21 protein-coding genes are annotated in these 23,829 nt (G+C 52.2%); 9 read left to right on the top strand and 12 right to left on the bottom strand.

Translation table 11 applies throughout. The annotated features are described in order from the left end of the window. Positions 1–105 precede the first annotated feature (105 nt). The 9 genes from KWG64_RS07750 to KWG64_RS07790 all read right to left on the bottom strand — a co-directional run bounded on the left by KWG64_RS07750 (position 106) and on the right by KWG64_RS07790 (position 9,351). Positions 106–597: a PadR family transcriptional regulator gene (locus KWG64_RS07750; RefSeq protein ID WP_218521497.1), complete on the bottom strand. Its 492-nt coding sequence runs from the start codon at positions 595–597 to the stop codon at positions 106–108. 264 nt (positions 598–861) lie between these two features. After that, positions 862–1,443 (bottom strand): membrane integrity-associated transporter subunit PqiC, encoded by a 582-nt coding sequence (locus KWG64_RS07755; RefSeq protein WP_218521498.1) that lies wholly within the window; start codon positions 1,441–1,443, stop codon positions 862–864. Beyond that, positions 1,440–3,038: an intermembrane transport protein PqiB gene (locus KWG64_RS07760; RefSeq protein ID WP_218521499.1), complete on the bottom strand. Its 1,599-nt coding sequence runs from the start codon at positions 3,036–3,038 to the stop codon at positions 1,440–1,442. Before KWG64_RS07760 ends, KWG64_RS07755 begins: the two co-directional genes overlap by 4 nt. Further along, positions 3,031–3,684 carry a paraquat-inducible protein A gene (locus tag KWG64_RS07765; RefSeq protein WP_370628612.1) on the bottom strand — a complete coding sequence of 218 codons (654 nt, stop codon included), beginning with the start codon at positions 3,682–3,684 and terminating at the stop codon, positions 3,031–3,033. The genes KWG64_RS07760 and KWG64_RS07765 overlap by 8 nt, the downstream gene beginning before the upstream one ends. Then, a complete protein-coding gene (locus KWG64_RS07770; protein ID WP_218521500.1) occupies positions 3,648–4,265 on the bottom strand; it encodes a paraquat-inducible protein A in 618 nt (205 codons plus the stop codon). The genes KWG64_RS07765 and KWG64_RS07770 overlap by 37 nt, the downstream gene beginning before the upstream one ends. A 25-nt stretch (positions 4,266–4,290) precedes the next feature. Further along, positions 4,291–4,953, bottom strand: coding sequence for a DUF3313 domain-containing protein (locus KWG64_RS07775; protein WP_218521501.1), 663 nt, complete (start codon positions 4,951–4,953; stop codon positions 4,291–4,293). Between the two features lie 228 nt (positions 4,954–5,181). Continuing rightward, the gene (gene dctP, locus KWG64_RS07780; protein ID WP_218521502.1) at positions 5,182–6,219 is read right to left on the bottom strand and encodes a TRAP transporter substrate-binding protein DctP; all 1,038 of its coding nucleotides are present in this window, start codon (positions 6,217–6,219) and stop codon (positions 5,182–5,184) included. A 155-nt stretch (positions 6,220–6,374) separates the two neighbouring features. Next, entirely contained in the window at positions 6,375–6,752 is a 378-nt protein-coding gene (locus tag KWG64_RS07785; RefSeq protein ID WP_218521503.1) for a hypothetical protein, read from the bottom strand. A 178-nt stretch (positions 6,753–6,930) separates the two neighbouring features. Beyond that, complete coding sequence (locus KWG64_RS07790; RefSeq protein WP_218521504.1) at positions 6,931–9,351, bottom strand: TonB-dependent receptor domain-containing protein; 2,421 nt, start codon at positions 9,349–9,351, stop codon at positions 6,931–6,933. Positions 9,352–9,728: 377 nt separating this feature from the next. On the opposite strand from KWG64_RS07790, the gene KWG64_RS07795 reads away from it, so the two are divergent. From KWG64_RS07795 to KWG64_RS07815, 5 genes are all read left to right on the top strand, one after another. Beyond that, complete coding sequence (locus KWG64_RS07795) at positions 9,729–10,340, top strand: TetR/AcrR family transcriptional regulator (RefSeq protein WP_195824226.1); 612 nt, start codon at positions 9,729–9,731, stop codon at positions 10,338–10,340. Between the two features lie 143 nt (positions 10,341–10,483). After that, positions 10,484–11,209 (top strand): SDR family oxidoreductase, encoded by a 726-nt coding sequence (locus tag KWG64_RS07800; RefSeq protein ID WP_218521505.1) that lies wholly within the window; start codon positions 10,484–10,486, stop codon positions 11,207–11,209. A gap of 57 nt (positions 11,210–11,266) precedes the next feature. Further along, a complete protein-coding gene (locus KWG64_RS07805) occupies positions 11,267–12,079 on the top strand; it encodes a siderophore-interacting protein (protein ID WP_218521506.1) in 813 nt (270 codons plus the stop codon). 238 nt (positions 12,080–12,317) lie between these two features. After that, positions 12,318–14,048 (top strand): tannase/feruloyl esterase family alpha/beta hydrolase, encoded by a 1,731-nt coding sequence (locus KWG64_RS07810; protein ID WP_218521507.1) that lies wholly within the window; start codon positions 12,318–12,320, stop codon positions 14,046–14,048. Positions 14,049–14,155: 107 nt separating this feature from the next. After that, a complete protein-coding gene (locus KWG64_RS07815) occupies positions 14,156–14,701 on the top strand; it encodes a PadR family transcriptional regulator (protein ID WP_218521508.1) in 546 nt (181 codons plus the stop codon). A gap of 64 nt (positions 14,702–14,765) precedes the next feature. Here KWG64_RS07815 and KWG64_RS07820 read toward each other — a convergent pair whose 3' ends face one another. The 3 genes from KWG64_RS07820 to KWG64_RS07830 all read right to left on the bottom strand — a co-directional run bounded on the left by KWG64_RS07820 (position 14,766) and on the right by KWG64_RS07830 (position 17,270). Continuing rightward, positions 14,766–16,118, bottom strand: a complete 1,353-nt coding sequence (locus tag KWG64_RS07820; protein WP_218521509.1) for a glycoside hydrolase family 10 protein — start codon at positions 16,116–16,118, stop codon at positions 14,766–14,768. A 104-nt stretch (positions 16,119–16,222) separates the two neighbouring features. After that, positions 16,223–17,023, bottom strand: coding sequence for a type I methionyl aminopeptidase (map, locus tag KWG64_RS07825; RefSeq protein WP_218521510.1), 801 nt, complete (start codon positions 17,021–17,023; stop codon positions 16,223–16,225). After that, on the bottom strand, positions 17,016–17,270 hold the full coding sequence (locus KWG64_RS07830; RefSeq protein WP_104925134.1) for a ParD-like family protein: 255 nt from the start codon (positions 17,268–17,270) through the stop codon (positions 17,016–17,018). The genes map and KWG64_RS07830 overlap by 8 nt, the downstream gene beginning before the upstream one ends. Before the next feature lie 159 nt (positions 17,271–17,429). On the opposite strand from KWG64_RS07830, the gene KWG64_RS07835 reads away from it, so the two are divergent. From KWG64_RS07835 to KWG64_RS07850, 4 genes are all read left to right on the top strand, one after another. Then, positions 17,430–17,819, top strand: coding sequence for a hypothetical protein (locus KWG64_RS07835; protein WP_152326614.1), 390 nt, complete (start codon positions 17,430–17,432; stop codon positions 17,817–17,819). A 501-nt stretch (positions 17,820–18,320) separates the two neighbouring features. Then, positions 18,321–18,872, top strand: a complete 552-nt coding sequence (locus KWG64_RS07840; RefSeq protein WP_218521511.1) for a tyrosine-type DNA invertase — start codon at positions 18,321–18,323, stop codon at positions 18,870–18,872. A gap of 776 nt (positions 18,873–19,648) precedes the next feature. Continuing rightward, positions 19,649–22,105, top strand: a complete 2,457-nt coding sequence (locus tag KWG64_RS07845; RefSeq protein WP_255562119.1) for a filamentous hemagglutinin N-terminal domain-containing protein — start codon at positions 19,649–19,651, stop codon at positions 22,103–22,105. Between the two features lie 55 nt (positions 22,106–22,160). Further along, the gene (locus KWG64_RS07850; RefSeq protein WP_218521512.1) at positions 22,161–23,819 is read left to right on the top strand and encodes a ShlB/FhaC/HecB family hemolysin secretion/activation protein; all 1,659 of its coding nucleotides are present in this window, start codon (positions 22,161–22,163) and stop codon (positions 23,817–23,819) included. The last annotated feature ends 10 nt before the right edge of the window (positions 23,820–23,829 follow it).

The raw sequence follows: 23,829 nt of genomic DNA on the forward strand, positions 1-23,829 counted from the left end.
CCGTAAATAATAACAAAATAAAAAAAGGCAACGGAAATCCTTCACTGCTTATTAAATAAAGCAGCGGGGATAACGTCGGATTTAATTAAATAAGGTCAGGAAAGTTTAAAGTTCGTTGATCTTTCGTGTCGCCTCATTGACGTATTCAATTATTTGAGCGTATTTCTCCGGTGTTACTTCTCCGTTATACGATTTAGCCCGTACTGTGATTTTTAAATTCTCTATGGCATAAATCAGTTCAGGCGCAGGCGGGGGATTGTTTTTAATCACCAGCGTTTTCATTTTTTCTTCAATGACGCGAATTTCTTTTCGTTTGAGCGCCAGAAATGCTGAACCGTCAGGCGTCATGGTGAACTGTTTTTTACCGCCTTCAATGTCGTTGGCGGTGGCGAAACCCTCTTCGACAATCAGCGTTAAAATGGGGTAAATCACGCCGGGGCTGGGGATGTACGCGCCCATTGAATAGCCTTCGATGGTTTTAATGATTTCATAACCGTGCGCCGGGTTGATCTGAATAAGATGCAGCACAAATAACGTCAGTTCCTGACGCGTAAACAGCTTACTTTTGCGGCGGGCGGTGGGCCCTGAGTTTGTCATCGGTTTTGCCTTCTGCCATGAACCGGATGGCCTCAAGATATATCTTATGCAGTTTTAGGGTCAAGACAGTTCTTGAGTGAAAGTCATGTGTAAGTTTTTAGTTAAGTTGCTATTTTTTAAGGTTTTTAAATTCATATTTTCGCTGAGGCCTTCACTGCACTGACAAAACTTAACGCTTTTAACTATCGCTAACGTATTGATTTAAAACATTTTGAAAAATGATGTGACACAGGCCGGTTTTACACTGTAAGCATTGCGAAAAAGTCAGCCACAACGGCGCTGAAGCACGGAAAAAGCGATGTCATCTGCGACGTCCTGCACCAGTTTCTGCCGGATCATCACCTGTTCCTGCGTGCCGCCGTTTACGGCGCGCTGATGTTGTGTCTGACAGGTGAGTTGCCCGCTTTCATTTGCGTGATCCAGCTGCCAGGTGGCGGCTATCGTCGCTTTCTCACCTTGCCAGACGTCAAACTGTTCCACCGACACGCGGATACCGATCACCGGTTTGTCCGCCGGTGGCGTCAGACTGCGGATGTCCGTCGTCTTCAGCGAACGTTCAAGCCGGGCGGTCAGCGCCGCCCGAATTTCCTCGGGCAACGGCGCGGCCCAGAGTGCATTATCCGACATCAGCAGTTCGCCGTTGCGCTGATGGACCACCAGCTGCGGCTGATTTAGCCGCTCCGCCACGTTCACCGGTTTCACGCGGATGACAAAAGGCGCGGCGCTGGCAGTTGCGGGAGCGGTTCCGGCGGCAGTGGTCAGCGTGTAATAGTGCGGAGCGGAAGACGCACAGCCGGTTAAAACCTGCAGGGTAAGCGCCGCGTAAGCGGTTCGGGCAAGTTTCATGGCTGTTCCTTTTTGTCATCCTGTCTGCCGGTCAGCAGCGCCTGCGGCTGACGCGTTAACAGGCCGGTCAGGGTGCGCAGCGAATACAGCGTGCGCTGGAATTCAGCCAGCGTTTGCAGCAGCGGCGAATCCTCTGCCAGCAATAACCGGGCGCGGGTCAGGGTCTGATTCATCGTGCTGAGCGTCTGCGTGGTTTGCGGCAGAACCTGGCTGTTCACCTGAATCAGCGTCTGGTTGAGATTGCCCAGCGTGGCGTTGAGATTATTGCCAATCGACTCAATGGGCATTTTCGATACCTTGCCGATGAGCGTGGCGAGCTGTTCCTGGAGATGATCAAATCCGCCATTCAGCGTCGGAATGCGCAGCGGCCGCGCATTGATATCGTAAGAAACCGGCGCGGCGTTCGGGATAAAATCGAGCGAAATATACAGCTGGCCAGTCAGTAAATTCCCGGTGCGCGCCTGTGCGCGAAGGCCGTGCCTGACCATATCCCGCAGGAAAACGGCGGCCTGTTTCTGGGCATCTTTTTCTGGCTTGGGCAGTTTCTCCAGCACCTGACCGAGCCGGTTCGGGTAAACCTCGATCGTCACCACCGAAATAAACCGTGAACCGGCAGGCTCGTAATCCAGATCGATGGCAGTCACTTTACCGAGTTTCACACTGGAGAATTCCACCGGCGCGCCGGTTTTCATTCCGCGTAACGATTGCTGGAAACGCAGCTGAAGGATTTGCGGCGTGCCGTCCTGCGGTGCCATGGCGGACGCCTGATCGTCGGCCAGCGTAAAAACGCTGTGATCGGGGGAAGGTGTGGCGGCGGGAGTGGCGTCCGGTGGATTGGCAAAGGCAATGCCGCCGGCAATAACCGACGCCATGGTCTGCGTTTTCAGCTGTAATCCTTCGGAATCGAGCGATAAATCCAGCCCGCTGGCATTCCAGAACCGCGTGCCAGAGGTGACGAAACGGTCATAGGGGGCGTCGATAAAGACGTTAAGGCTGACGCCTTTGCCGTCCTGGCGCAGCGCGTAGGACGACACCCGGCCCACGGGCACGCGGCGGTAATACACGGCGGAACCGATATCCAGCGAACCGAGATCGCCCGCTACCACTTCAAACTGCCTGCCGGGCATGCCGTTGATGACCGCCGGTGGCGATTCCAGCCCCTGAAAAACCGAACCGGTTTTGCCGGATGTACCGGTATCCAGGCTGATATACGCGCCGGAAAGCAGCGTGTCGATGCCCGAAACGCCGCCCATACCGACGCGCGGGCGTACTACCCAGAAGCGGGTATCGGCTTTCGCCAGGTTTTCGGCATTTTTCATCAGTGACACTGTCACGAGTACGCGCTGACTGTCCGGGCTCAATGTAATGGATTTCACCAATCCGACGGTGACGTCTTTGTATTTCACTTCGGTTTTTCCGGCCTGTAATCCGCTGGCGGTCTGGAACGTGATCGAAATCTCCGGTCCGGCGGAGACCCACATCTGAAGAAACAAAAACAGCCCGATTACCGCAGCGGCGACAGGCACCAGCCAGACCAGCGACGGACGCCAGCGGCGCGGCGTGATTTCAGGTGCCGGAGAAACGTGTTCACTCATTCTTGTTATTTTCCCAAATCAAACGCGGGTCGAACTTCATGGCGGCCAGCAGGGTAAAAATCACCACCGCACCAAAAAAGACAATGCCGGTGCGCGGTTCGGCTGTGCTGAAACCGGGGAACTGCACCAGTGCGGCGACCAGTGCCACGACCATGACGTCGAGCATCGACCAGTAACCGATATATTCCGTCAGGCGGTACATCCGGGCGCGGCGAACGCGGATTTTGGCCTGGCCTTTTCCGGCGGCAAGCAACAGCCCGCCGAGGATCAGGAATTTGGCGCAGGGCACGACCACGCTGGCAATAAAAATGACGGTAGCGACGCCGTATGAACCGGACGCCCAGAATTCTGCGATGCCGCCCAGAATGGTATTTTCACCGCGGTGACCGGCAAATGAGCTGTACATCACCGGCAGTAAATTGGCGGGTAAATACAACAGCAGGGCGGTCAGCAAAAACGCCCATGACTGGCTGCGGCTGTCCGGCTGGCGCGGGTGCAGCGCCGCATGACAGCGCGGGCACGGCAAACGATGAACGCCGGAAACATGCTCGCAGACCAGCCCGCAAACGTGGCAGCGGACGAGCCCCTGCGGTAGCGCCTGAACGGGCATCACGGGCGGTAGCCGCGGAGGGTTTTGAGTGTCCATAACGGCTGGAAATCCTGATGATTGATCACCGGTAACAGCAGACATAATCCGAGCAATGCCCAGGTACCGGGGCCGGTGGTGATTTCAACCAGGCCGGAGAGTTTGATAGCGGCAATCAGGATACTCAGCAGCGCGACTTCCGCCATGCTCCACGGTGCCAGCCCGGCGAGCAAACGCATGGCGGAGGCAAAACCGGGCGCGGCTTTTTTCCTGCACGCGTGAAATAACACCCAGCCGAGCAGCAAAATTTGCAAACACGGGCAGACGATCATCAGCAACGCCAACGGGATCGCCAGCGGCGACGCATAGCTGTGTGCCAGCGCCATCGCGGTTTGCCATAGCGTGGCCGCCTGCGACTGGCCGTGGAAGCCGATTTCCAGCACCGGAAAAACATTGGCGATGATAAAAAACAGCGCCGCCGTGAGGGTGAGCGCGAACCATTGTTCCAGACTCAGCCAGCTTCCCCGATATAACACCGCCCGGCAGCGCGGGCAGTGTGCGGCCTCGCCGGGCCGCACGGATTTTCGGGTATACAGGCTGTCGCAGTGTTTGCAGATGATTTGCTGCGGATAGATTTTCATCACGAGCCCTTTCTGATTCAGCCGGTTATTTCAGCTGTTCCTGCAACTGATCCGCGCCTTTCTCCAGCCCGGTTTCTGCCGCACTCAGCGCGCCAAAAGTCGCCCCGATGTTCAATGAGTTCGGGTACTGGCGTGAGATATAGGATTTGAGCAGCTGATTGCTCGGCGCATCGTAGATTTCCACCGCATAACTCACCGAGCCGGTAAACGACCCTTGTTTGCCGCGGATGGACTGCACGATGTTGTACGGCCCGCCCATCAGGTCAAAGCGTGTGAACGTGCCGACAAACGGCGTACTGGTTTCCGCGCCGGTCAGCGTCAGACGAATGCGCAAGGTGCCCGGCGTGATGGCGTTGGTCAGCGGGAACCGCTCCGCCACGCTTTTGCCGAAGACCTGCTGCATATGCGCCGCCAGTTGTTGTTTTTGTTCAGGAGAAACGTCATCAAACTGGGCATCCAATCCCTGATAAATCACCACCGGATCCACAATGGCGCGGGAATATTTATTCCAGTCGACCGGCGTGTTGTAGCTGAAAGCGATATGCCCGGATTCATCCTGCGTGTCAGGTTTCATCTGGGAAGAAGAAGTGACCCCGGTGTAGGGCACAGGCTGGGTACTCGCGCACCCCGTTAATAAACCTAAAGAAATCAAAGCTGCCAGCGAATAGCTGTTTGTTAACGCAGACATACGTCTTACCTTCTTATGAAAAAATGCAGCGGGATGTCGGTTTACTTTTTCATTAAACCGTACAGTACGGTACATTTATGAAGTAAGACAATTCTCCTGTCAAGAAAATGTACAGGTGGGTTCAGTTATGAAAGTAAAAAAGAGAATGTGTGACAAATAGCGGTTTGCGGGGAAGGGCGAACAAACGGGTTCCGGCAAAGGCGGCCACCTCTGCCGGGTCGGCTTTATTTACCTCATCTCATCCGCCAAAATTGCGCGGACTTTTTCCAGCACCGGAGCCGCCTGTGTCACGCCTGCTGCGGTTTGCTCTTTTGCCCACGCGGCCTGAATCTCCGGATACCGGCTCACCGTTTGCCAGTGTTCCACTTCGCTGTGCTGAAGTTCACGGACGTTTGCGCCGTCTTTGCGCAGCGCATCCAGCTGGTTTATATAGCCGTTGTCCATCGCCTGACCGGCAGTTTTGTAGGCAGTTTCTGCGGCGCGGTGAATGGCATCCTGATCGGCTTTCGCCAGCCCGTTCCAGACTTTTTCATTCATCACCAGCAGATAAACGTGGCCGAGCCACAGCTCGCGCGAGACTAAAACCTCCGGAGCCATTTTCTGAATTTTCAGATCATAACCGCTGTCCACGTTGACCATAATGCCGTCCAGAGCGCCGATCTGAAACGCCTTCACCGTTTCCGGCCCCCACGGCATCGTGACCGGCTTCGCGCCCGCATTTCGCAGGAAATCCTGATGCCAGAAACTCGCCGAACGCCACGTCGTGCCCCGGATATCTTGCAGATTTTTCAGCGGATGTGTGCTGAAAAACGCCACCGGATAACCGGTACCGAAGAAAATGTTCACGACGTTTTCGTGATGTAATTCGGCGGGAAAAGCCGGAATTTCGGCGTAAACGCGGCGGAAGAATGCGATCTGTTTGTCACCGGTCGGCCCGGCGGGAAAGCTTTTAAAAATCTGATGCAGCGGCAAATCCCTGGCTGCGTATTCCGGCACAACGGTGCCCATATCCGCTGCTGAACCCTCACTGATTACGCTCAGCGCGTTATAACCGGTCGCCCGTTCACTGCCCCAGTGCGCGTTAATTTTCAGGCGACCCTGTGATTCTTTTTCAATCGCCGGGAAGAGAACGTCATTGATGAAGCGGGTGCGCGTACCGCCCAGCGGTTCATGATCGGTGTAGTTCAGCAGGGTGGTGGCGGTTACACAGACGGGTGACAGCAGCAGGGCGAGCACCAGCGCGAGCGGTTTTCTGATTAATTCCATGTAATCTCTCAATGAAATAATGATGAGGAAAACAGGAAGTCTATCGGTTTCAGGCGGATGCGGTTGTGCGCGGCAACCGTTTATTTGCTGATAATCAGATACAAAAACGCCTCTGCGAAAAGCGACAGAGGCGTGGAAAAACATCTCAGAAGCCATTACGGAACGGAACCGGCCACTGTAAAGGTGCAGCCTGTGTCGATACTTTGATTGAGACCGGCAATAACGGCGTTCAGTGCGCCTTGCTGATTTTGTGCATTACCTGTTTGTAATGATCCCGAAACAATCACATGCGCGACGGTGCTCTGTCCGTTAACTCCGTTGACCTGAACCTGAATATTATATTGCGTAACGGCACCCGGAATATGCCCCTGCATATCGACACGCATGACACCGTTGGTTCGGAGTTGCCCCGCAGCCCGCCAGAGATCGGCATATTGCAGCTGTGCAATCACATTGTAGGCGGACTGTTTCTGAGCATTATTTGGCAGATAAATATGGGGGATGGCAGCCCCCTGAGTACGGGTAATCGGCATTTTTTTATTTCCTTTCGCTACGGGACAGCATGGATGGAAATTAAAAACTAGCACCAGAGATACGATGAGAAAATCTGCCAGATGGCCGTGGGATATTGGCCTTAGCCTGACCTTGTGACATAAAAAAAGCGCCATGTTTTCACATAGCGCTCAGGTTTTTCGGGTGATGAATTATCGCTTAGAAATCGACATTCACGCCCAGCTGGAAGCTGCGGCCTGGCATCACGGCCAGCGCTTTATTGTATGCATCCTGATTGGTGGTTTCAGTCAGGCTGCGGCTGCTCAGGTAATCCCAGTACTTACGGTCGGTGATGTTATACACGCCGCCGCTGAGTTTTACGTTTTTCGCCACTTTCCAGTAGGCCGTTGCATCAAGCAAACCGTAGCCAGGAACATTCATGTATTCCGTGGTGGAATCGGTTATCGGTGTACCGGCGTTGGTGTAGCTCTGACGGTTGGTCGCTTCGGCTTTTTTGCCTTTCACGAAGGTTGCGGTCAGCGCCGTGCCGTAGATGCCTGACGGGTCATCCCATGCCACACCGGCTACAAATTTCATTGGCGGAACGCTGTCGATATCAACGTATTTGTCGCCCGCGTAGCTGGATTTGGATTCACCCTTGGCGTAACCCAGTGCGAAGCTGGTGCTCAGACCGTCAACGCTGCTGAACCACGTACCGTAGTTGATTTTGGTGCTCAGATCGCCACCGTAGATAAACGCTTCATCGCGGTTTTCGGCCTGATAAATCGTATAAATATTGGAAGGCACGTTGGTGAACATGCCCGGGTTAGCCGAGCGGGTGTAACGGGTGTTGGCGATGAAGTTTTTGTACGTGTTGTAGAACACGGCCGTTTTGAAGGTCACGCCTTCGGTCGCTTCACCTTTCATGCCCCATTCGAAGTTGTTGCTGGTTTCGGTTTTCAGATTGGTGTTACCGATCAGCGCATATTGCTGAGAAGCGGCATAAGAAGAACCGAGGTTCCAGGAACCGTAAAGCTGGCTGGCATCCGGGAACTGCGCGCCACGACGGTATTGCAGGTAAGTCATCAGCTTAGGCGTGATGTCATACGTGAATGCCAGTGATGGCAGAACTTGCGTATCGGAGTTGGCTTTACCGTACAAAGTAGAAACCTGGCTTTCAGACACGGTGCTGTTAGACAAATCGGAGAGGTCTGTCGCTTTCGTATTCTGGTAAGCCACACGCACCGCAGGCACGATGCCGAAGTTATGGCCGTCGAGGTCAAACTTCATGGTGTCTTGCAGGAAACCGCCGAGAACGTAAGAACGGCTGTTGGCTTCCGGCTGCATGATGGTGGTGTAAACACTCTGATCCGGGCTTTCGCGGAACGGACGTTCAGTGTTAGAGATGCGACCGTTAATCCCGGCACTCAGCTCGTGGCGACCCAGCGTTTTGAGCCAGCTGGTTTCCGCGCCATAGGTGCTGACGTCGTAGTTGGAATAGACGTTCATCATCTCTTTGCTGGCGTTCGGCATGTACGTGTTGTCGTGCGCCTGGGTGTACTGGTAATAGACTTTGGAGACCACGGCGTCAGCGAAATCGTTGAACGGTGTCCATTCGTCTTTCAGGCTTGCGCCCCAGCGGCGGGTGTTACTTTGCTGCTGCGCGGTACCCAGAATGGAGCTGCCAGCGCTGTTCCACGCGTCGTAATGGGTGTGATTGATTTTCTCGTAGTAATCGAGCGTGCCGGTGAATTTATGTTCGTCGTTTGGCTGCCAGATACCGGACGTCATGATGGCGTTAGAGTGCCAGTTCGCCGGATAAGCGTCGTGCGTCCCGCTGTTGTTGCTGGTTTCCTGACCGTCGCGGCGGCTGATCGCCACAAGTCCACGCAGGGTTTCGTCACCGGCAGCGGCAGTAATGCCGTTGTGCCATGAACGGTCTGAAGAATCATAATCAGACTGGTAACCGAAATAGGTTTCTTTGCCCGGACGCAGGTAATCGTCTGCGGTTTTTGGCAGGAAGGAAACGGCACCGCCGATGGAAGTGTTGGCGCGTTCGGCTGACGTTGCACCGGATTCGATATCCACCTGGCCGTAAATATACGGGTCGATGTAATCACGGCCGATGCCGGATGTGCCTAAACCCGCGCGGCTGGCGTAGCTGCGGCCGGTAGCACTTGGCTGTGGGATGCCGTCAACATCGATGCTGACGCGGTTGCTTTCCAGACCACGAATGTTATAGCCGGTGTAACCGCTGCGGTCGAAGCCGCTTTTGCCGTTGCCGGAACCGCCACTTGAGCCGGTCGCGGTGATCAGTGGCTCATAACGCATGATGGTACCGAAATCGTTACCGCCACGTTTTTGCATTTCTGCCGCAGTGATGGTGGTTTTTGAGCCCGGCGTTTTATCCGGCAGGGTCTCGGTGACGGTCATCACTTCTTCATTGTTCTGTGCCAGATCCTTCGCACTGCGCACCACCGGTTTCTTTTTGATGGTTTCTGTAGATTGCGCTTTGTTCTGTGCCAGATCGGTGTTGTCTTTAACGGCTTCCGCTGCGTTTACGTTAAAGGTGGTGGTGAGAATCGTCCCCATGAAAATGACGTTTTTCACCAAACCCTGCTGTGTAAAGGATTTGAACATTTGTTTTTAGTCCTGCACTAATTTTTTTAAGTTCTGCTCGCATTTACTGCCTTTCGACAAATTCAGACGCGCTTGTCATCTGCTTTAATCTTCCGTGAAAAAGCCGTTGTCCTTATAAAATATGGGTTTAATTACAGTCCTTACCCATTTCAGCTTTGTGCGAATGATAATGATACTGATAATTGTTATCAACAAATTGGTAAATAAAAATGCGCTTCTTAACGAAATCTTTGCACTTGGTTCTGAAAAATGGGCTACGCGGCTCGCTTTACAAGGCGCAAACCCGTCGTTAGAGTGGGGACATCAGGGAACTGTACTGTACAGTTTCGCCGCGACGGTTTTTGGCCGTGGCCGTAAAAGCAACGTCAGGAGGGAAGATGAAAGTCCGCACCGAAGCCCGCAGGGAGGCGATTATCGATGCCGCAGCGCAATTGTTTCAGGAAACTGGTTACGAACGCGCGTCAATGAATGAGCTCGCCCGGCGTCTCGGCGGCTCCAAAGCCACGCTCTACAGTTATTTCCCGTCGAAAGAAGCGTTGCTGGTGGCGGTGGTGAAAGCCTATGCCACCGGGCATCTTTCCGACGCCGTCAGCGATCTGACCCAAACGTGGGCGGAGGCCGGTCTCGAAACCATCCTCACCCGTTTTGGCGAAAGAATGTTGCTGGTGCTGACTAATGATGTCTCCGCGCTGGCGGTGTATCGCATGGTGATCGCCGAGTCCGGGCATTCTGAAATCGGCACGTTGTTTTATGACGCCGGCCCGCGGGAAAGCGTGGAAATCCTGGCAACATTCCTCGCCAGCGCGATGGAGCGAGGGCAACTGGCGCAGGCCGATGCGCATCTGCGCGCCTTACAGTTTCTGGCGCTGGTGACGGCGCAAACCAATACGCGCGTCTATCAGCGTAATCCGGCACCGCTGGAAATTGCAGAAATCCGCCAGATGGTGAGCAGCGCTGTCGACATGTTTTTGCGCGGCGCGGTGCGTTAATTCACGGGCTGCGTTCTGCTGTACAGACCTCCAACCGACCTTCTTCACGATGGCCGGTTTTTTTTTGAAGTCATTGCATAAAATATTACTAAGATATATCTTTCACTGAATTGAGAATGATTCCACTTCTGAAGGAAAGTGCGATGAACGAATTATCAGGGAAACGTATTCTGGTGATTGGCGGCAGCTCCGGTATCGGGCTGCGCGTGGCGGAACTGGCGGCAGAGCAGGGTGCAAAACTGACGCTGGCGGGCAGAAATGCAGAGCGTCTGGCGCAGGCCAAAACTGGGCTGACGGGCAGCGGCGCGGAAGTCGAAACCGTGATCCTCGATGCGCACGACCACGCTGCGCTGGAAGCTTTTTTTGCTGAAATGGCCGCTTTCGACCACGCTGTTTCAATGGTCGGTGACGTCATGGGTGGCGGTTTTCTGTCAGCCGATATGGCAACAATCCGGCGCGTGATGGAATCCAAATTCTTCACGAACGTCCTGATTGGCAAGCTGGCGGCCACGAAACTGAACGCCGGAGGCAGTCTGATTTTCACGTCGGGAACCGGTGGCCGTGCGCAGGATGCCTGCGCCAGTTATACCGGCAATCTGGGCATTCAGGCGCTAGTGGAAGGCCTGGCTGTGGAACTTGCGCCCGATGTGCGCGTGAATACGGTGGCACCGACCTGGACGCCCACGCCGTTCTGGCGCGATATGCCACCGGAGCAGTTTGAAACCATCAGGCAGCGTTTTGAAACCAGCATTCCGCTGCACCGGGTTGCGACCATCGATGAGCTGGCGTCGGCCTATATTTTCCTGATGAGCAATACGTTTATTACCGGTCAGAAACTGGCCGTTGACGGCGGTATTATGCTGGGCTGACGGGCTGGCACTGATAATAATTTCGAATACTAATTTCGGAACAATGAGAGAAAGAATATGGAACACAAACGCACTGAATCTTCCGCCGCCAACCTGCCGGTGCGCGTTAAGAACGAACTGGTTTTCCGCCACATCACGGTAAAAAGCGCTGAAACGGTTTCCGGCTGTTTTAAACGCATTGTACTGAACGGCGACGAGCTGAAAGGTTTTACGTCCCGCGGTTTTGATGACCACATCAAACTGTTCTTCCCGGCGAATCAGGGCGACGTGATTGTTCCGCCGACCGCCACAGAAGACGGCATTGCCTGGGGCGAAGGCCCGCGTCCGGTTAACCGTGAATACACGCCGCTGCATTTCGATGCGCAAACCCGCGAACTGACGCTGGATTTTTATATTCACGACGGCGGCGTGGCCAGCGAATGGGCCGACAATGCCAAACCGGGCGATAAGCTGATCATTGGCGGGCCACGCGGTTCCCTGATTATTCCGACGACCTACCGGTGGCAACTGTATCTTTGTGATGAAACCGGTCTTCCGGCAGTAAAACGCCGCCTGCGTGAACTGAAAGAGGCGGCTGTAAACGCAAAAATTACCGTACTGGTGAAAGTGAAAGATGTGAGCTGCATCAGTTATCTGGATGAAGAAAAAGATTTCAACGTCGAGTGGATCGTCAGCGATGAGCACAATGGTTATCGCGAAGACGATGCGGTGGTGCAGAAACTGAAAAGTCTGATGCTGCCGGAAAATGATTATTACGTCTGGGCCACCGGCGAAGGGAAATTCGTCAAAGGCCTGAGTGACTATTTCACCGAAACCCGCGGGCTGGACGCAAACTTTGTCCGCTGCGTGGCGTACTGGCACGCGAAATAATTATCCGCGCCGGAACTGATTTACCCCTGTAAAGCGTGACGGAATAATTCTCCCGCAGATAACAGAACGTATTTTCTCTGTTATCTGCGGTTTATTATCTCAGCCGCCACAAATTAATACTTTGTTGCAACTGCCGCGCAAATCATTACGGCAGCCGCCCTGAACGCCATTATTTATTATTTCTGCCATCATTATAATTCTTATGACAAATTCTGAATCTTTATTCAAAGGAATGGTTATGAAATTAAAAAGCCTCAACGGGCGCTGGCGGGCGCTTTGTCTGTTACCTCTGCTGTTAGCCGGATATTCCTCCCTCAGCGCCGCGGCTGATCCCACTGCACCTGCGCGGGAGGTGGTCAGGCCGGTGATGTCCTGCGCAAAACTTGCCGACGTTTCACTGACGGACATCGGCGGCGAAGGCAGCCGGATCACGACCGCCAAAGAAATCACCGTGAACGGTGCACCGGCCTGTGAAGTCGATGGCAATCTGCATCCTGAGATCGGTTTTCAGGTGATCCTGCCGGTTTCATCTTGGCAGCAACGCTATATGCAAATCGGCTGCGGCGGCCTTTGCGGGAATATTCAGCTGCAAATCGGCGCAGCAGCGGGTTGTACGCCCTTAAATACCACCGGTTTTGTTCTGGCCGCCACCGACATGGGCCATTCCATGAAGGAAGGTGACTTTGGTAAGGATCCTCAGAAACGCGTGGATTTCGCCTACCGCAGCCAGCATCTGACGGCGGAAGTGTCGAAAAAGCTGATCACGGCGTTCTATGGCCGCGCGCCTGCGTATTCCTATTTTAACGGCTGCTCGGACGGTGGCCGTGAAGCCCTGATGGAAGCGCAGCGTTTCCCGCATGATTTCAACGGGATTATTGCCGGTGCCGCCGCGATGAATTTCCAGTCGCAGAATGCGGTTTATCACGCCTGGCAGGCGCTTTCCAATACCGGGCCTGACGGCAAACCGGTGCTGCTGGCCGCGCGTTTGCCGCTGATCCACAACGCCGTGCTCAAACAATGCGACGCGCTGGATGGTCAGACCGATGGCCTGATTGCCGACCCGCAAAGTTGCCATTTCGACACCTCGGTTCTGGCGTGTAAAACCGATCCGGCCACGCCGCAGGGATCGTGTTTATCCACCGCCGAACTGACGGCGCTGAACCGGTTATACGCCGGGCCTGTAGATCCGAAAACCGGCAAGAAACTGATTGTCGGCGGCCCGATGCCGGGTTCAGAACTGGCGTGGGAAGGTGTGTTTGTGCCGGAAAAAGCCAGCGACCCGATTTTCAGCCAGATGATCGCGCTGTCGTCGCTTAAATACATGAATTACGAGAAAAACCCGCCAGCGGATTTTACGTTAAAAGACGTGAAGTTCACCGAAGCGGCGTTTGACGAACTGCGTAAAATGCATCCGCTTTATGACGCGACTAACCCGGATCTGACGGCGTTTAAAGCTGCCGGTGGCAAGCTGATTATCTGGCACGGCTGGGCGGATCAGCACATTTCACCGCTCAATTCCGTGGCTTATCATCAGGCCGTCGGCAACGTCATGGGGGCAGCGAGCCGCGATCAGTTTGAGCGTCTGTATCTGCTGCCGGGCGTGCATCACTGCTCCGGCGGTGAAGGGCCGAGCCTGGTGGATTTCCTCACACCTATGATGAACTGGGTGGAAAAGGGCACTGCGCCGGATAACATCACCACGTATCAGGCGGCAAAAGAGCAGAAAACGTCGTTCGGGCAACCGCTGCCGGAACGCGGTAAAAAGCCAGCAACTGAAATCCGTCTGGAGAAAATTCCGGCAGATGCCGCTTCGCGCCCGGTTTTCCCGTACCCGGATTACGCGGTGTACAGCGGCAAAGGCGATGTGAATTCAGCCGCCAGCTATGTGCGCAAACCGCTGGCGACGCAGCCTGCGGCTTATCGCTGGCTGGGCGAAGATTTCTATAAGCCTTTTACTTTCATGAACTAATGGCATCGTAAAAACGCTCCCCTTCGCACCTGAAGGGGAGATTGTGATCGGGGGCTTAACCCGTTATCTTTAGGGGATATCTTTACGCAATTTTAACCATGGTTCTGATGAAAAATAATCCTCTGGGCAACGACCGTCCTCCCGCCGGATCCGGCAACAAAGCAAACTGTATTGCTGCGAAAAAACACCGTCGTGAAAGAATGTTCGAAACCGGTGATATCCGCTTATTAATGCTGCATTTTCTGCAACAACGTTCCGCCCACGGTTATGAACTGATCAAAGCCATCGAAGAGTTATCCAAAGGGGAATACACCCCGAGCGCCAGTATTATTTATCCGAACCTGACTTTTCTGGAAGATCAGGGACTGGTTCTGGCGAATCAGGAAGAAGGCGGGAAGAAGCAATATACGATCACCGCAGAAGGGGTGGTATTGCTGAACCAGCAGGACGAATTACTGGCGACGGTGACTGAGCGGCTGCATTCGCTGGCGATCCTGTCGAATAACCGCAGCATTCCGGAAATGCAAAGGGCGATAAATAATATCCGTTCGGCGCTGAATTTAAGGCTTGCGAAAGGGCCCATCGAACAGGAAACGCTGTATAAAATCACCGATGCGTTAGATCGCGCAACCAAAGAAATTGAGCGCAGTTAAGGTTGAAAAATGAAAAGCCCCCGGCGTCATTGCAGGGGGCTTTTTTTGTTTTATCCGCTCTGACTTAATGGCCCCAGCGGCTTTTCAGGTAACGCACGGCTTCCTGTGTTTGCGGCTGGTTCAGGTAATTTTCCCGAAACAGAATGGTGCCGCTGATGCCCGGTAACGATTCATTCATATCGAGCTGTTTCTTCAGCTCCGGTACGCCACCGCGGGTGGTCCATTCAGGCTCATTCTTCGACGGCTCGCCCACTTTATACAGCGCAATGCCGATATACAGACGCGTGTTGTTCGGTTTCACGACATCCGCCCACCATTTCGCCAGCACGTCATACCGCGCCGCCTTGCGGGAGAACGGCCAGTAAAGCTGCGGCGCAATGTAATCGAGCAAACCTTGTTTCACCCACAGGCGCGTATCGGCATAGGCTTCGTCATATGCCGCCGCGCCGCGTGTGTCGGAACCGGCGGGATCGAACGACAGATTACGCCAGACACCGGCAGGGCTGACGCCGAATTCAACGCCCGGTTTCAGCTGGCGGACGGTGCGGGAAACCTGTTCGATCAGCATCTGCGTATTGTGGCGACGCCAGTCCGCTTTTGAGCTGAATCCCTGACCGTATTTTCTGAACGTCATGCTGTCATCGAGCGCCGAGCCAGGGGTTTCGGCATAGAAATAGTCATCAAATTGCACGCCGTCGACCGGGTAACGCGCCACGACTTCGGCCACGATGCTGGTGATCCAGTCACGCGCTTCAGGAATGCCGGGGTCAAGCACCAGACGATCGCCTGCGGTGCGGATCCAGTCGCGGTGCAGCACATAAACGCTCGCCGGACTAAGAGACAAGGTGCGATTCAGCTCGGCAATCGTTGAAGGTTTGGTATTCACCGAAACGCGGTACGGGTTGAACCACGCATGCACTTTCATGCCGCGCTTGTGCGCTTCATCGAGCATAAATTTCAGCGGGTCATAACCCGGGTCCTGGCCAATCGTGCCGGTCAGCATATCGGACCACGGCAAAATTTTGGATTGCCACAGCGCGGTGCCGTCCGGTTTAACCTGGAAGAATACGGTGTTGATGCCCAGCGATTGCAGGTTATCGAGCTTGTCGGTGAGGGACTTTTTCTGCTGACTTATACGCTGGGCGGGGCTGCTGACATTTACCGAAGACACCGGCGGCCAGTCGAGACGGGAAACCGTCGCCAGCCAGACGCCGCGCACCGGTTCTTTATTCTGCTCACCTTTTGGCGCAAGAGGTTGCTTTGCGACCGGCGGCAGCGGCGTGACCAGTGATTTCGGCGGTGTGGATGAACAACTCGCCAGTAACAGCGCCATGGCAATAAGAACGCCTGACTTTTTAGCCGGAGTTGCGAAGGGCAAAACAGGGGAAGAAGCGATGATAAACTCCGGGACTTTCATGTCGTTTTTCGAATGAAAACATTTTCGTAGTATTCGAATTAAAGTCAACCAGTCAGGCGTTTATCATCGCATCGGGCATGATCCGGATGCGGTAAAAATTCCGCTTATTCGTGCTCAGGCCATGGCGTCAAAATCTCAAAACCATCTTTGGTCACGGCGACCATATGTTCCCACTGCGCGGACAACGAGTGATCTTTGGTGACCACCGTCCAGCCGTCGGGCAGCACTTTATTCTGCTTTTTACCGGCGTTCAGCATCGGTTCGATGGTGAACAGCATGCCTTCCTGCAAAACCAGACCGCGGTTTTTTTCGCCATAATGCAGAACCTGCGGGTCTTCGTGATAGCCCATGCCGATGCCGTGGCCGCAATACTCTTCCACGATGGAAAACCCTTCGCGTTTCGCGACGGCGGCAATGGCATAACCGACGTCACCCAGCGTTGCGCCGGGGCGGACGACTTCAATGCCGGCCATCATGGCTTCATACGTGGTATCCGTCAGACGGCGGGCAAGAATGCTGGGCTCACCGGCGTAATACATGCGGCTGGTGTCGCCGTACCAGCCGTCTTTGATCAGCGCGACGTCGATGTTAACAATATCGCCTTTTTTCAGCGCTTTGTCGGACGGAATGCCGTGGCAAATCACATGATTGACGGAGGTACAGGTCGTTTTCTGATAACCGTGATAGCCGATATTGGCCGGGATCGCCTGCAATTCGTTGACGATATAATCGTGGCAGATGCGGTCCAGTTCATTGGTCGTGACGCCGGGCACAACGTAAGGCGTGATCATATGCAAAACCCGGGCGGCCAGTTTGCCTGCGATGCGGGCTTTGCTGATACCTTCCGGCGTTTTGATCATCCGGTTATTGTTAACAAAATACGCGCTGTCTAAACCACTATTCATTACTTGCCTTCCTGTGTGTGCCGCCCACGTTTAACAGCGTACGGAAACTGTCGGTGTTCTCATCGGATTCCATGCTGCAACGCACCAGCAGGCGTGAGATTTCGCTGTGAGTCATGTCCGGATGGGTTTCCATTAACATGCCAATTTTCATCCAGTGTTCAGCCTGAGCGTTGATCGAACGCGTATAAGCCAGGCTGGCGATGCGTAAGTTTTCATGCATCAGTTCTGAAATCTTGATGATGCCCATAAGTGTGCCTCAGTAGTATACGAAACATATATGTTTTATATACTAACCGGAAAAAAGCCGCAGCTCAACCTGTGCCGCTCATGACACCTTTCCGGCGTTGACGTATATTGTGGCCAGTTTTCAATTTCTTATCGTATAAAACACATCAAAAAGGTTCACATGAAATCTACAAGTAAGTTACTTATTGGGCTTGTCTGTGTCATGGCACTTTCCGGCTGCGCGCGTACCGAGCCGGTATTAACGCCACATACCACGCTGACGACGCATAATTCAGAAAATCAGATCCGCACGGCTATTATTGACGCCGGGCAGAAACGTGGCTGGATAATGACGGATGGCGCGCCGGGCGTGATTAACGGCCACCTGAATAACCGTGAGCACAAAGCGGATATCCGCATCACCTATAACACCACCGGTTACACCATTAATTATGTTGGCAGCACCAACCTGCTGGCAGAGAAAGGTGAAATTCACCGCAGCTACAACCATTGGGTGAACAACCTCGATAACGATATTCAGATCCGTCTGGCGTCCAGCGCAACGAAATAAAGTGTGCCCGGGTCACGTCGTTATTCATGACTGACCGTCAGAGAAAAGGCCTCCGTTGAGAAACGGAGGTTTTTTTTGCTCTTTTCCAGCGGATTTTCTTTTAAGAAAAATCCCGCATTGCCGGGGATTATTCTGAATGAGCATTCAAATATAAAAGTTATATTCTTCTCAATTAAGAGGTTTATGCATTCAGGCGTAGTAATCCCGGCATGCGCGGGAATGATCTCCATTCGCAGTGAGTTAATTCCACTGGAGTTCATTGATAAATGCACCACCACATAGCAGATATAAAGTGCCTAATAGTAGTGTATTCGGTTTTTGTAATATTTTGTGCTGTATTTTTATGATATTTCCTGCCGTTCTATAGCCTGAGCCTGTGATTGCCGTGAGCGGGAATTTACAAGTGGAAATAACGGTTTCATTACCGTATCCTCGCCAAAAAACTCAAACAGATTCGAAAGAATTCACAAGATTATGACATACCACAGGGAAAGAAAATGAATGCGTGAGAGAAAGTATTTAACGCGGACGGAGATGGAGAGACTCGTCGGCGCTGTATCGGCAGGGATTAACGAACATCGTGATAAGTGCATGTTGCTGATGTGTTTTATTCACGGACTTCGCGTGAGTGAACTGGCCGGATTACGGGTTCAAGACGTCGAATTTTCGACAAAGACAATCTACATCTCCCGCCTTAAAAATGGCTTCTCCGTTCAGCATCCGATACAAAACCGGGAAATGGTATTTATCAGGAAGTGGCTGGAAATAAGGCCACAATATCTTGATTCTGATTCCAGCTGGTTATTCCTTTCCCGCCACGGGGGCAAACTGTCCCGACAGCAATTGTACCGTTTGTTCCGTAAATACGGAGAAAATGCAGGAATTAACGTGGCTGTTCACCCGCACATGCTCAGACATGCCTGCGGTTATGCGCTGGCTGATAACGGCTGCGATACCCGGCTGATACAGGATTACCTGGGGCACCGGAGTATACAAAACACGGTGATTTATACGGCCAGCAACGCCGGGCGCTTCAGATCCATTACGTTGTAATACGACTTTCCCGTCTGGCCTTGCTGACGAGGATACGGGCATGCACAAAGACTCACTACCGGCATAATATCGCTTTGTTGCTGATGTCTCCGGCAGAATTTCAGGCACCTGCGGGTGCTTTTTTTATCCTTATTTCTTCGGGAGAACAGGTAATATTCGAGAATATACTGATAATGATATTTTTGAGTTATCAGGCGCAGCAGGGGAATAAATACACTTATGCAGGATATTTCTAATTATTTAATAAGAGTGTTTCCGGATCGAATAGGATTTCAGGGTATCTCTGAGTATGAAAAATCACTTGATTCTGTAAATTCAGAAACGTATATTCACGTTGTTCAAACAAGGCAGATATAAATATATAACACTCCGTAATACCCTGGATGTATAGAACTCCACTATTATAATAATGCTCCTGATTCTATACGCACAGACGAAATATCTGATTGCGATGGGAACAACATACCCATCGGGTGGATCTCACGGGCAAAAAATATACTTTTTGCTCTGCTTAAACAGAACCTGTTTCGAGTTGGCTCCTATTTATAATCGTGGCACAGGGTTATAACTAATGGTTTTTACCATTGATTTTACTTTGCCATTATTTTTGCGTTGTTAATTATCCTTGCAGCGCTGTTATGTCTATAACTTCAAAGATGAAGGAAAACAGAAAATTGGAAAACAAACAGATTAAAAATGGGTTAGCGAGATTCACTCCAATTGCGGCGTCAATTCTACTCTCCATGCCATTCATTGTGAATGCAGCAGATATCAGCATGTCCAACGGTTCAGTCGCATCGGCAAACGGTGTGCCTGTCATTAATATCAATGAAGCGAATGCGAACGGCATTTCGCATAATATTTACGACAAACTTAACGTCGGCAAAGAAGGGCTGATTTTCAATAACAGCCAGAATGCAGTCAACACCACTCTGGCCGGACAGATTGCGGGAAACAGCAATCTGGCTTCAGGCACGGCAAAAGTGATCCTCAACGAAGTCACGTCCACTAACAAAAGTGCCCTGAACGGCATGATGGAAGTGGCGGGTGATAAGGCGCATCTGATTATCGCGAACCCGAACGGTATTACCTGTTCAGGCTGCGGTTTTATCAATGCTGAAAAAGTGACCGTCACCACCGGCAAGCCGGATATGCAAAACGGTGAATTAAAAGGTTACAGCGTGAGTGGCGGTGTGATCACCACCGACGGGTTAACCAGCGACTCGCCAACCGCTCTGTTGGCCCGCTCCGTGACGGTTAATGGCGATATGAATGTCGCAGGCAACGGGATCACCGTGATTGCCGGTAATAATTATGTGGATGTGAATAATCAGGTCACGGGCACAGTGAAAGCAACAGGTTCAAGAAACACCTATGGCATTGACGTTGCCAAACTGGGTGGCATGTACGCTGATAAAATTAATCTGGTCAGCACCGAAAGCGGTGTCGGCGTTCGCAACCTCGGGGTTCTCTCCGCAGGCACGGGCGGCATTCAGATTGATACCAACGGCGCCCTGATCAACAGTAACGCGCAGATCAAGTCTTCCGGCGCGATCAACATGAAAACCAACGGCGCACTGACCAACGTCACCGGTAAGATTTTAAGCGATAAAAGCATCTCTATCGATACCAACAAGAATCAGATCGATAACAGCCGCGCCGGCAATATCATGTCTGGCGCTGACGTGTATATCGGTAGCGGAGCTATCAATAATACCAACGGTAAATTAGCCGCGACGGGCGTTCTGGGCATCGATACCAATAACGGGACGCTGACTAACTCCGGCAAAGGCAAGACTGTCGGTATTACCGCCGGTGTCGTCAGCCTCAAGACCGGCACGCTCAATAATAACAACGGGCAGATCACGGGTTATTACGTCGGCACGCAATCTACCAGCGTGAACAACAGCCAGGGTACGATTGACTCGTACGGTGATGTGGATATGGCGAGCACCGGCGCGGTGAATAACAACAACGGCCTGATCCGTTCAGCAAACGGCCACGTCAAAATCGATGCGTCTAAAAATACCGTCACGAACACATCAACCCGTTCAGCCGATACGTCCAGCAGCGACTCTCTGGGTATTATCGCCGGTGCAGGGGGTATCCAGATCGCCTCTTCCACGCTGAACAACAACGGCGGGCAGATTGCATCTTACGGTGATATCCAGTTCCAGAACTCTGCAAACGTCAGCAACGTGGGCGGCATGATCCTCACAGATAAAAGCGTGTCGATTCAGGCTGCTTCAATGAATAACAGCCAGTCAGGTTTAAGTGCCAAGACAGGCGTTAATATTGAACTGACGTCCGGTGCTCTGGATAACAATCTCGGCGTGATTGGTTCTGAAGACGGTGATGTCAACATCACGGCCTCCCGCGTCAATAACAAAGGCGGCGTGATTCAGGGGCAAAATGTCAATGTGACCTCCAGCGGAGATGTTGATAATAGCTATGCGCTGATGGTTGCGAAGAAAAAGTTAACCGTGAATGCGGCGGGTACGGTTTATAACCAGAACAGCAAAGGTTTTGGCACAAATTACGGTATCTACCTGGGCATGGCAAATCAGGAAGGCGGCATGATTGGTAAGAGTGGGGTGGATATCACCGCCCGCGCTCTGAACAACAACAGCAGCCGTATTGTTGCTGAAGGTGGCCCGTTAAACCTGACCGTCACCAACACGATTGATAATGACCGCAGTATGCTGGTGGCGGGTGCAGGCGCTTCTAAAATTAACGCCGGGACGCTTAACGCCAACTATTCAACGATCTACTCTGCCGGTGATTTGGCGATTGATGTTAAAAGCCTCAATCTGGCGAGCAGCGGCAACATGATCGACAATAATGCCACAGGGATTATTTCTGCCGACGGTGCGCTGGTTCTGAATGTATTTAACAGTTTCACCAACTATGGCTGGATTAACGGTGTAGACAGCGTCAATGTGTCGACTGAAGGCATTCTTTACAACCGTAATACCATCAACTCTGATAATGCTGTTTCCGTTCATGGCACCGTGGGAATTAACAACTACAACGATATCGTTGCAGGCAATACGTTAAATGTCACGTCTACAGGTGCAGTGAATAACACCGGAACACTTTATACCGACGGGAAAGCCAGCATTACGGCAAAAACGGTCTCCAGCCTGGGTTCTTCCACGGTATTAGGCGGGCGTCAGGGTTTAAATCTGAATGTGAATTCTATTACCTACAGCGGTAAAGTCTTTGGTTTATAATTAAACGGTAAAATGAAAGCAGCGTAATGGCTGCTTTCATTTCCGGACAGGCATCATGAAAATTAGAATTGCACTCATTATTACCCTGAGCCTCTTAAGTCAGACAGTGTCTTACGCTGAAACCGTGGATTTAAATAGCCTGGTTAAAACACAGCAGGATATTGACCGGAGTAACCGGCAGGAAAATAAAATAATCAAAAAGGATGTCTACTCCAGCCAGGTGAAGAAGCAGGTTGATTTCCTGGATTTTCCGGTTGAGAAAAACTGCCTGACGATTAATACACTGATCGTCGAAAATGATTTCCTGAACAACTCCACGATACGGAAAATTAAAAAAAGCGTGGCGGGAAAATGTCTGGGGGCGCGGGGAATTGAACAACTGGCCATCGGGCTGCAAGATTACTATATCAACTCGGGCTACGTCACCACGCGGGTCGATGTGCCGGGGCAGAATTTAACGACGCACCAGTTAAAGCTGGTTGTCATGCCGGGCAGAATTGAAAACATTATTATCAGCGATGACGCAATCAGGCCGGGAATATTGCCTTTTAAAGCTGAAGACATCCTGAATCTTCGGGATATCGAACAGGGGCTGGAAGTCCTGCAAAAAGCCCCTAACTTGAAAGTGAAGATCAACATCGAGCCCGGACACCAGAACGGGTACAGCAACGTCGTTATAAACGCGGGCCGGACAAAAAACTGGAACGGTAAAGTCTGGATGAACAACTGGGGCGATGACGCAACCGGCAAAGTGCTCGCAGGCGGCGCGGCGTATATTTACAACCTGGCGCATCTGAACGATACCTTTTATCTTTCGGGGACGACGAATACGGAGCGGAGCACTGGCGGGTACAAAAGCGTGAGCGCTTACTATTCCGTGCCCTGGGGATACTGGGATTATGAGCTGTTTTACAGCAGCAGCCGGTCGAAACAGAATATTGCTCTGGGAACCTGGAACTATAAATACACCGGTGACAGCGATTATCTCAGCCTGAAAGGCAACAGAACGGTTTATCGTGACAGTAATAAAAAGGTTGCGCTCAGTGCTGAATTAATAAAAAGAAAGGTTGATTACAAGTTAGAAGATATTGAGCTGGCATTACAAAAACGTGATATGACCAATGCACGCTTCGGTATTAACTATAAACAGAATTTTGACCGGGCCTTACTCGACAGCACATTGTCATATCAGCGGTTTGTTCCGTTTTTAGGCGGTGAGAAAACGCCGGATATGAAATCCGGCGATGTCAGTGCGCAGAGCAATCTCTATAACCTGAATGTGAATTACACGAAGCTATTCAACGTGAAAAATTTCGTTGCCTATTACGCGTTAAATTCAGGTGTTCAGTATTCGCCTGACAAGCTGACATTGCAGGATCAGTTCACGCTCGGTGACCGGTGGAATGTGCGTGGTTTTGAAAATACGCAGGGATTGTATGGCGATAAAGGCTTTTACGCCCAGAATACCTTTAATCTGATTACAGGCATTAAGAATATCGAATGGTATGCCGGCGTTGATTACGGCGAAATATGGGGCGAAGCCTATCCGCAGGGCGCTTATTCCGGGAAGAAACTCGTCGGCGCAACCAGCGGGTTCAAGGGCAATATTAATACGCTGTCTTACGATATTGCCTTGTCCACGCCGCTGCTTTATCCGGATGAATTAAATGCCGATAAGCTGAATGTGAATTTCACCGTGTCTTATCAGCTCTGATTGCAGGAAG

Source organism: Rahnella sp. PD12R (assembly GCF_019200965.1).
Taxonomy (GTDB): Bacteria; Pseudomonadota; Gammaproteobacteria; order Enterobacterales; family Enterobacteriaceae; genus Rahnella; species Rahnella laticis.

Excerpts from the sequence above, each read along its gene's own strand:
- KWG64_RS07750 (WP_218521497.1), bottom strand. The coding sequence starts at position 597 with ATGACAAACTCAGGGCCCACCGCCCGCCGCAAAAGTAAGCTGTTTACG.
- KWG64_RS07755 (WP_218521498.1), bottom strand. The coding sequence starts at position 1,443 with ATGAAACTTGCCCGAACCGCTTACGCGGCGCTTACCCTGCAGGTTTTA.
- KWG64_RS07760 (WP_218521499.1), bottom strand. The coding sequence starts at position 3,038 with ATGAGTGAACACGTTTCTCCGGCACCTGAAATCACGCCGCGCCGCTGG.
- KWG64_RS07765 (WP_370628612.1), bottom strand. The coding sequence starts at position 3,684 with ATGGACACTCAAAACCCTCCGCGGCTACCGCCCGTGATGCCCGTTCAG.
- KWG64_RS07770 (WP_218521500.1), bottom strand. The coding sequence starts at position 4,265 with ATGAAAATCTATCCGCAGCAAATCATCTGCAAACACTGCGACAGCCTG.
- KWG64_RS07775 (WP_218521501.1), bottom strand. The coding sequence starts at position 4,953 with ATGTCTGCGTTAACAAACAGCTATTCGCTGGCAGCTTTGATTTCTTTA.
- dctP (WP_218521502.1), bottom strand. The coding sequence starts at position 6,219 with ATGGAATTAATCAGAAAACCGCTCGCGCTGGTGCTCGCCCTGCTGCTG.
- KWG64_RS07785 (WP_218521503.1), bottom strand. The coding sequence starts at position 6,752 with ATGCCGATTACCCGTACTCAGGGGGCTGCCATCCCCCATATTTATCTG.
- KWG64_RS07790 (WP_218521504.1), bottom strand. The coding sequence starts at position 9,351 with ATGTTCAAATCCTTTACACAGCAGGGTTTGGTGAAAAACGTCATTTTC.
- KWG64_RS07795 (WP_195824226.1), top strand. The coding sequence starts at position 9,729 with ATGAAAGTCCGCACCGAAGCCCGCAGGGAGGCGATTATCGATGCCGCA.
- KWG64_RS07800 (WP_218521505.1), top strand. The coding sequence starts at position 10,484 with ATGAACGAATTATCAGGGAAACGTATTCTGGTGATTGGCGGCAGCTCC.
- KWG64_RS07805 (WP_218521506.1), top strand. The coding sequence starts at position 11,267 with ATGGAACACAAACGCACTGAATCTTCCGCCGCCAACCTGCCGGTGCGC.
- KWG64_RS07810 (WP_218521507.1), top strand. The coding sequence starts at position 12,318 with ATGAAATTAAAAAGCCTCAACGGGCGCTGGCGGGCGCTTTGTCTGTTA.
- KWG64_RS07815 (WP_218521508.1), top strand. The coding sequence starts at position 14,156 with ATGAAAAATAATCCTCTGGGCAACGACCGTCCTCCCGCCGGATCCGGC.
- KWG64_RS07820 (WP_218521509.1), bottom strand. The coding sequence starts at position 16,118 with ATGAAAGTCCCGGAGTTTATCATCGCTTCTTCCCCTGTTTTGCCCTTC.
- map (WP_218521510.1), bottom strand. The coding sequence starts at position 17,023 with ATGAATAGTGGTTTAGACAGCGCGTATTTTGTTAACAATAACCGGATG.
- KWG64_RS07830 (WP_104925134.1), bottom strand. The coding sequence starts at position 17,270 with ATGGGCATCATCAAGATTTCAGAACTGATGCATGAAAACTTACGCATC.
- KWG64_RS07835 (WP_152326614.1), top strand. The coding sequence starts at position 17,430 with ATGAAATCTACAAGTAAGTTACTTATTGGGCTTGTCTGTGTCATGGCA.
- KWG64_RS07840 (WP_218521511.1), top strand. The coding sequence starts at position 18,321 with ATGCGTGAGAGAAAGTATTTAACGCGGACGGAGATGGAGAGACTCGTC.
- KWG64_RS07845 (WP_255562119.1), top strand. The coding sequence starts at position 19,649 with ATGTCCAACGGTTCAGTCGCATCGGCAAACGGTGTGCCTGTCATTAAT.
- KWG64_RS07850 (WP_218521512.1), top strand. The coding sequence starts at position 22,161 with ATGAAAATTAGAATTGCACTCATTATTACCCTGAGCCTCTTAAGTCAG.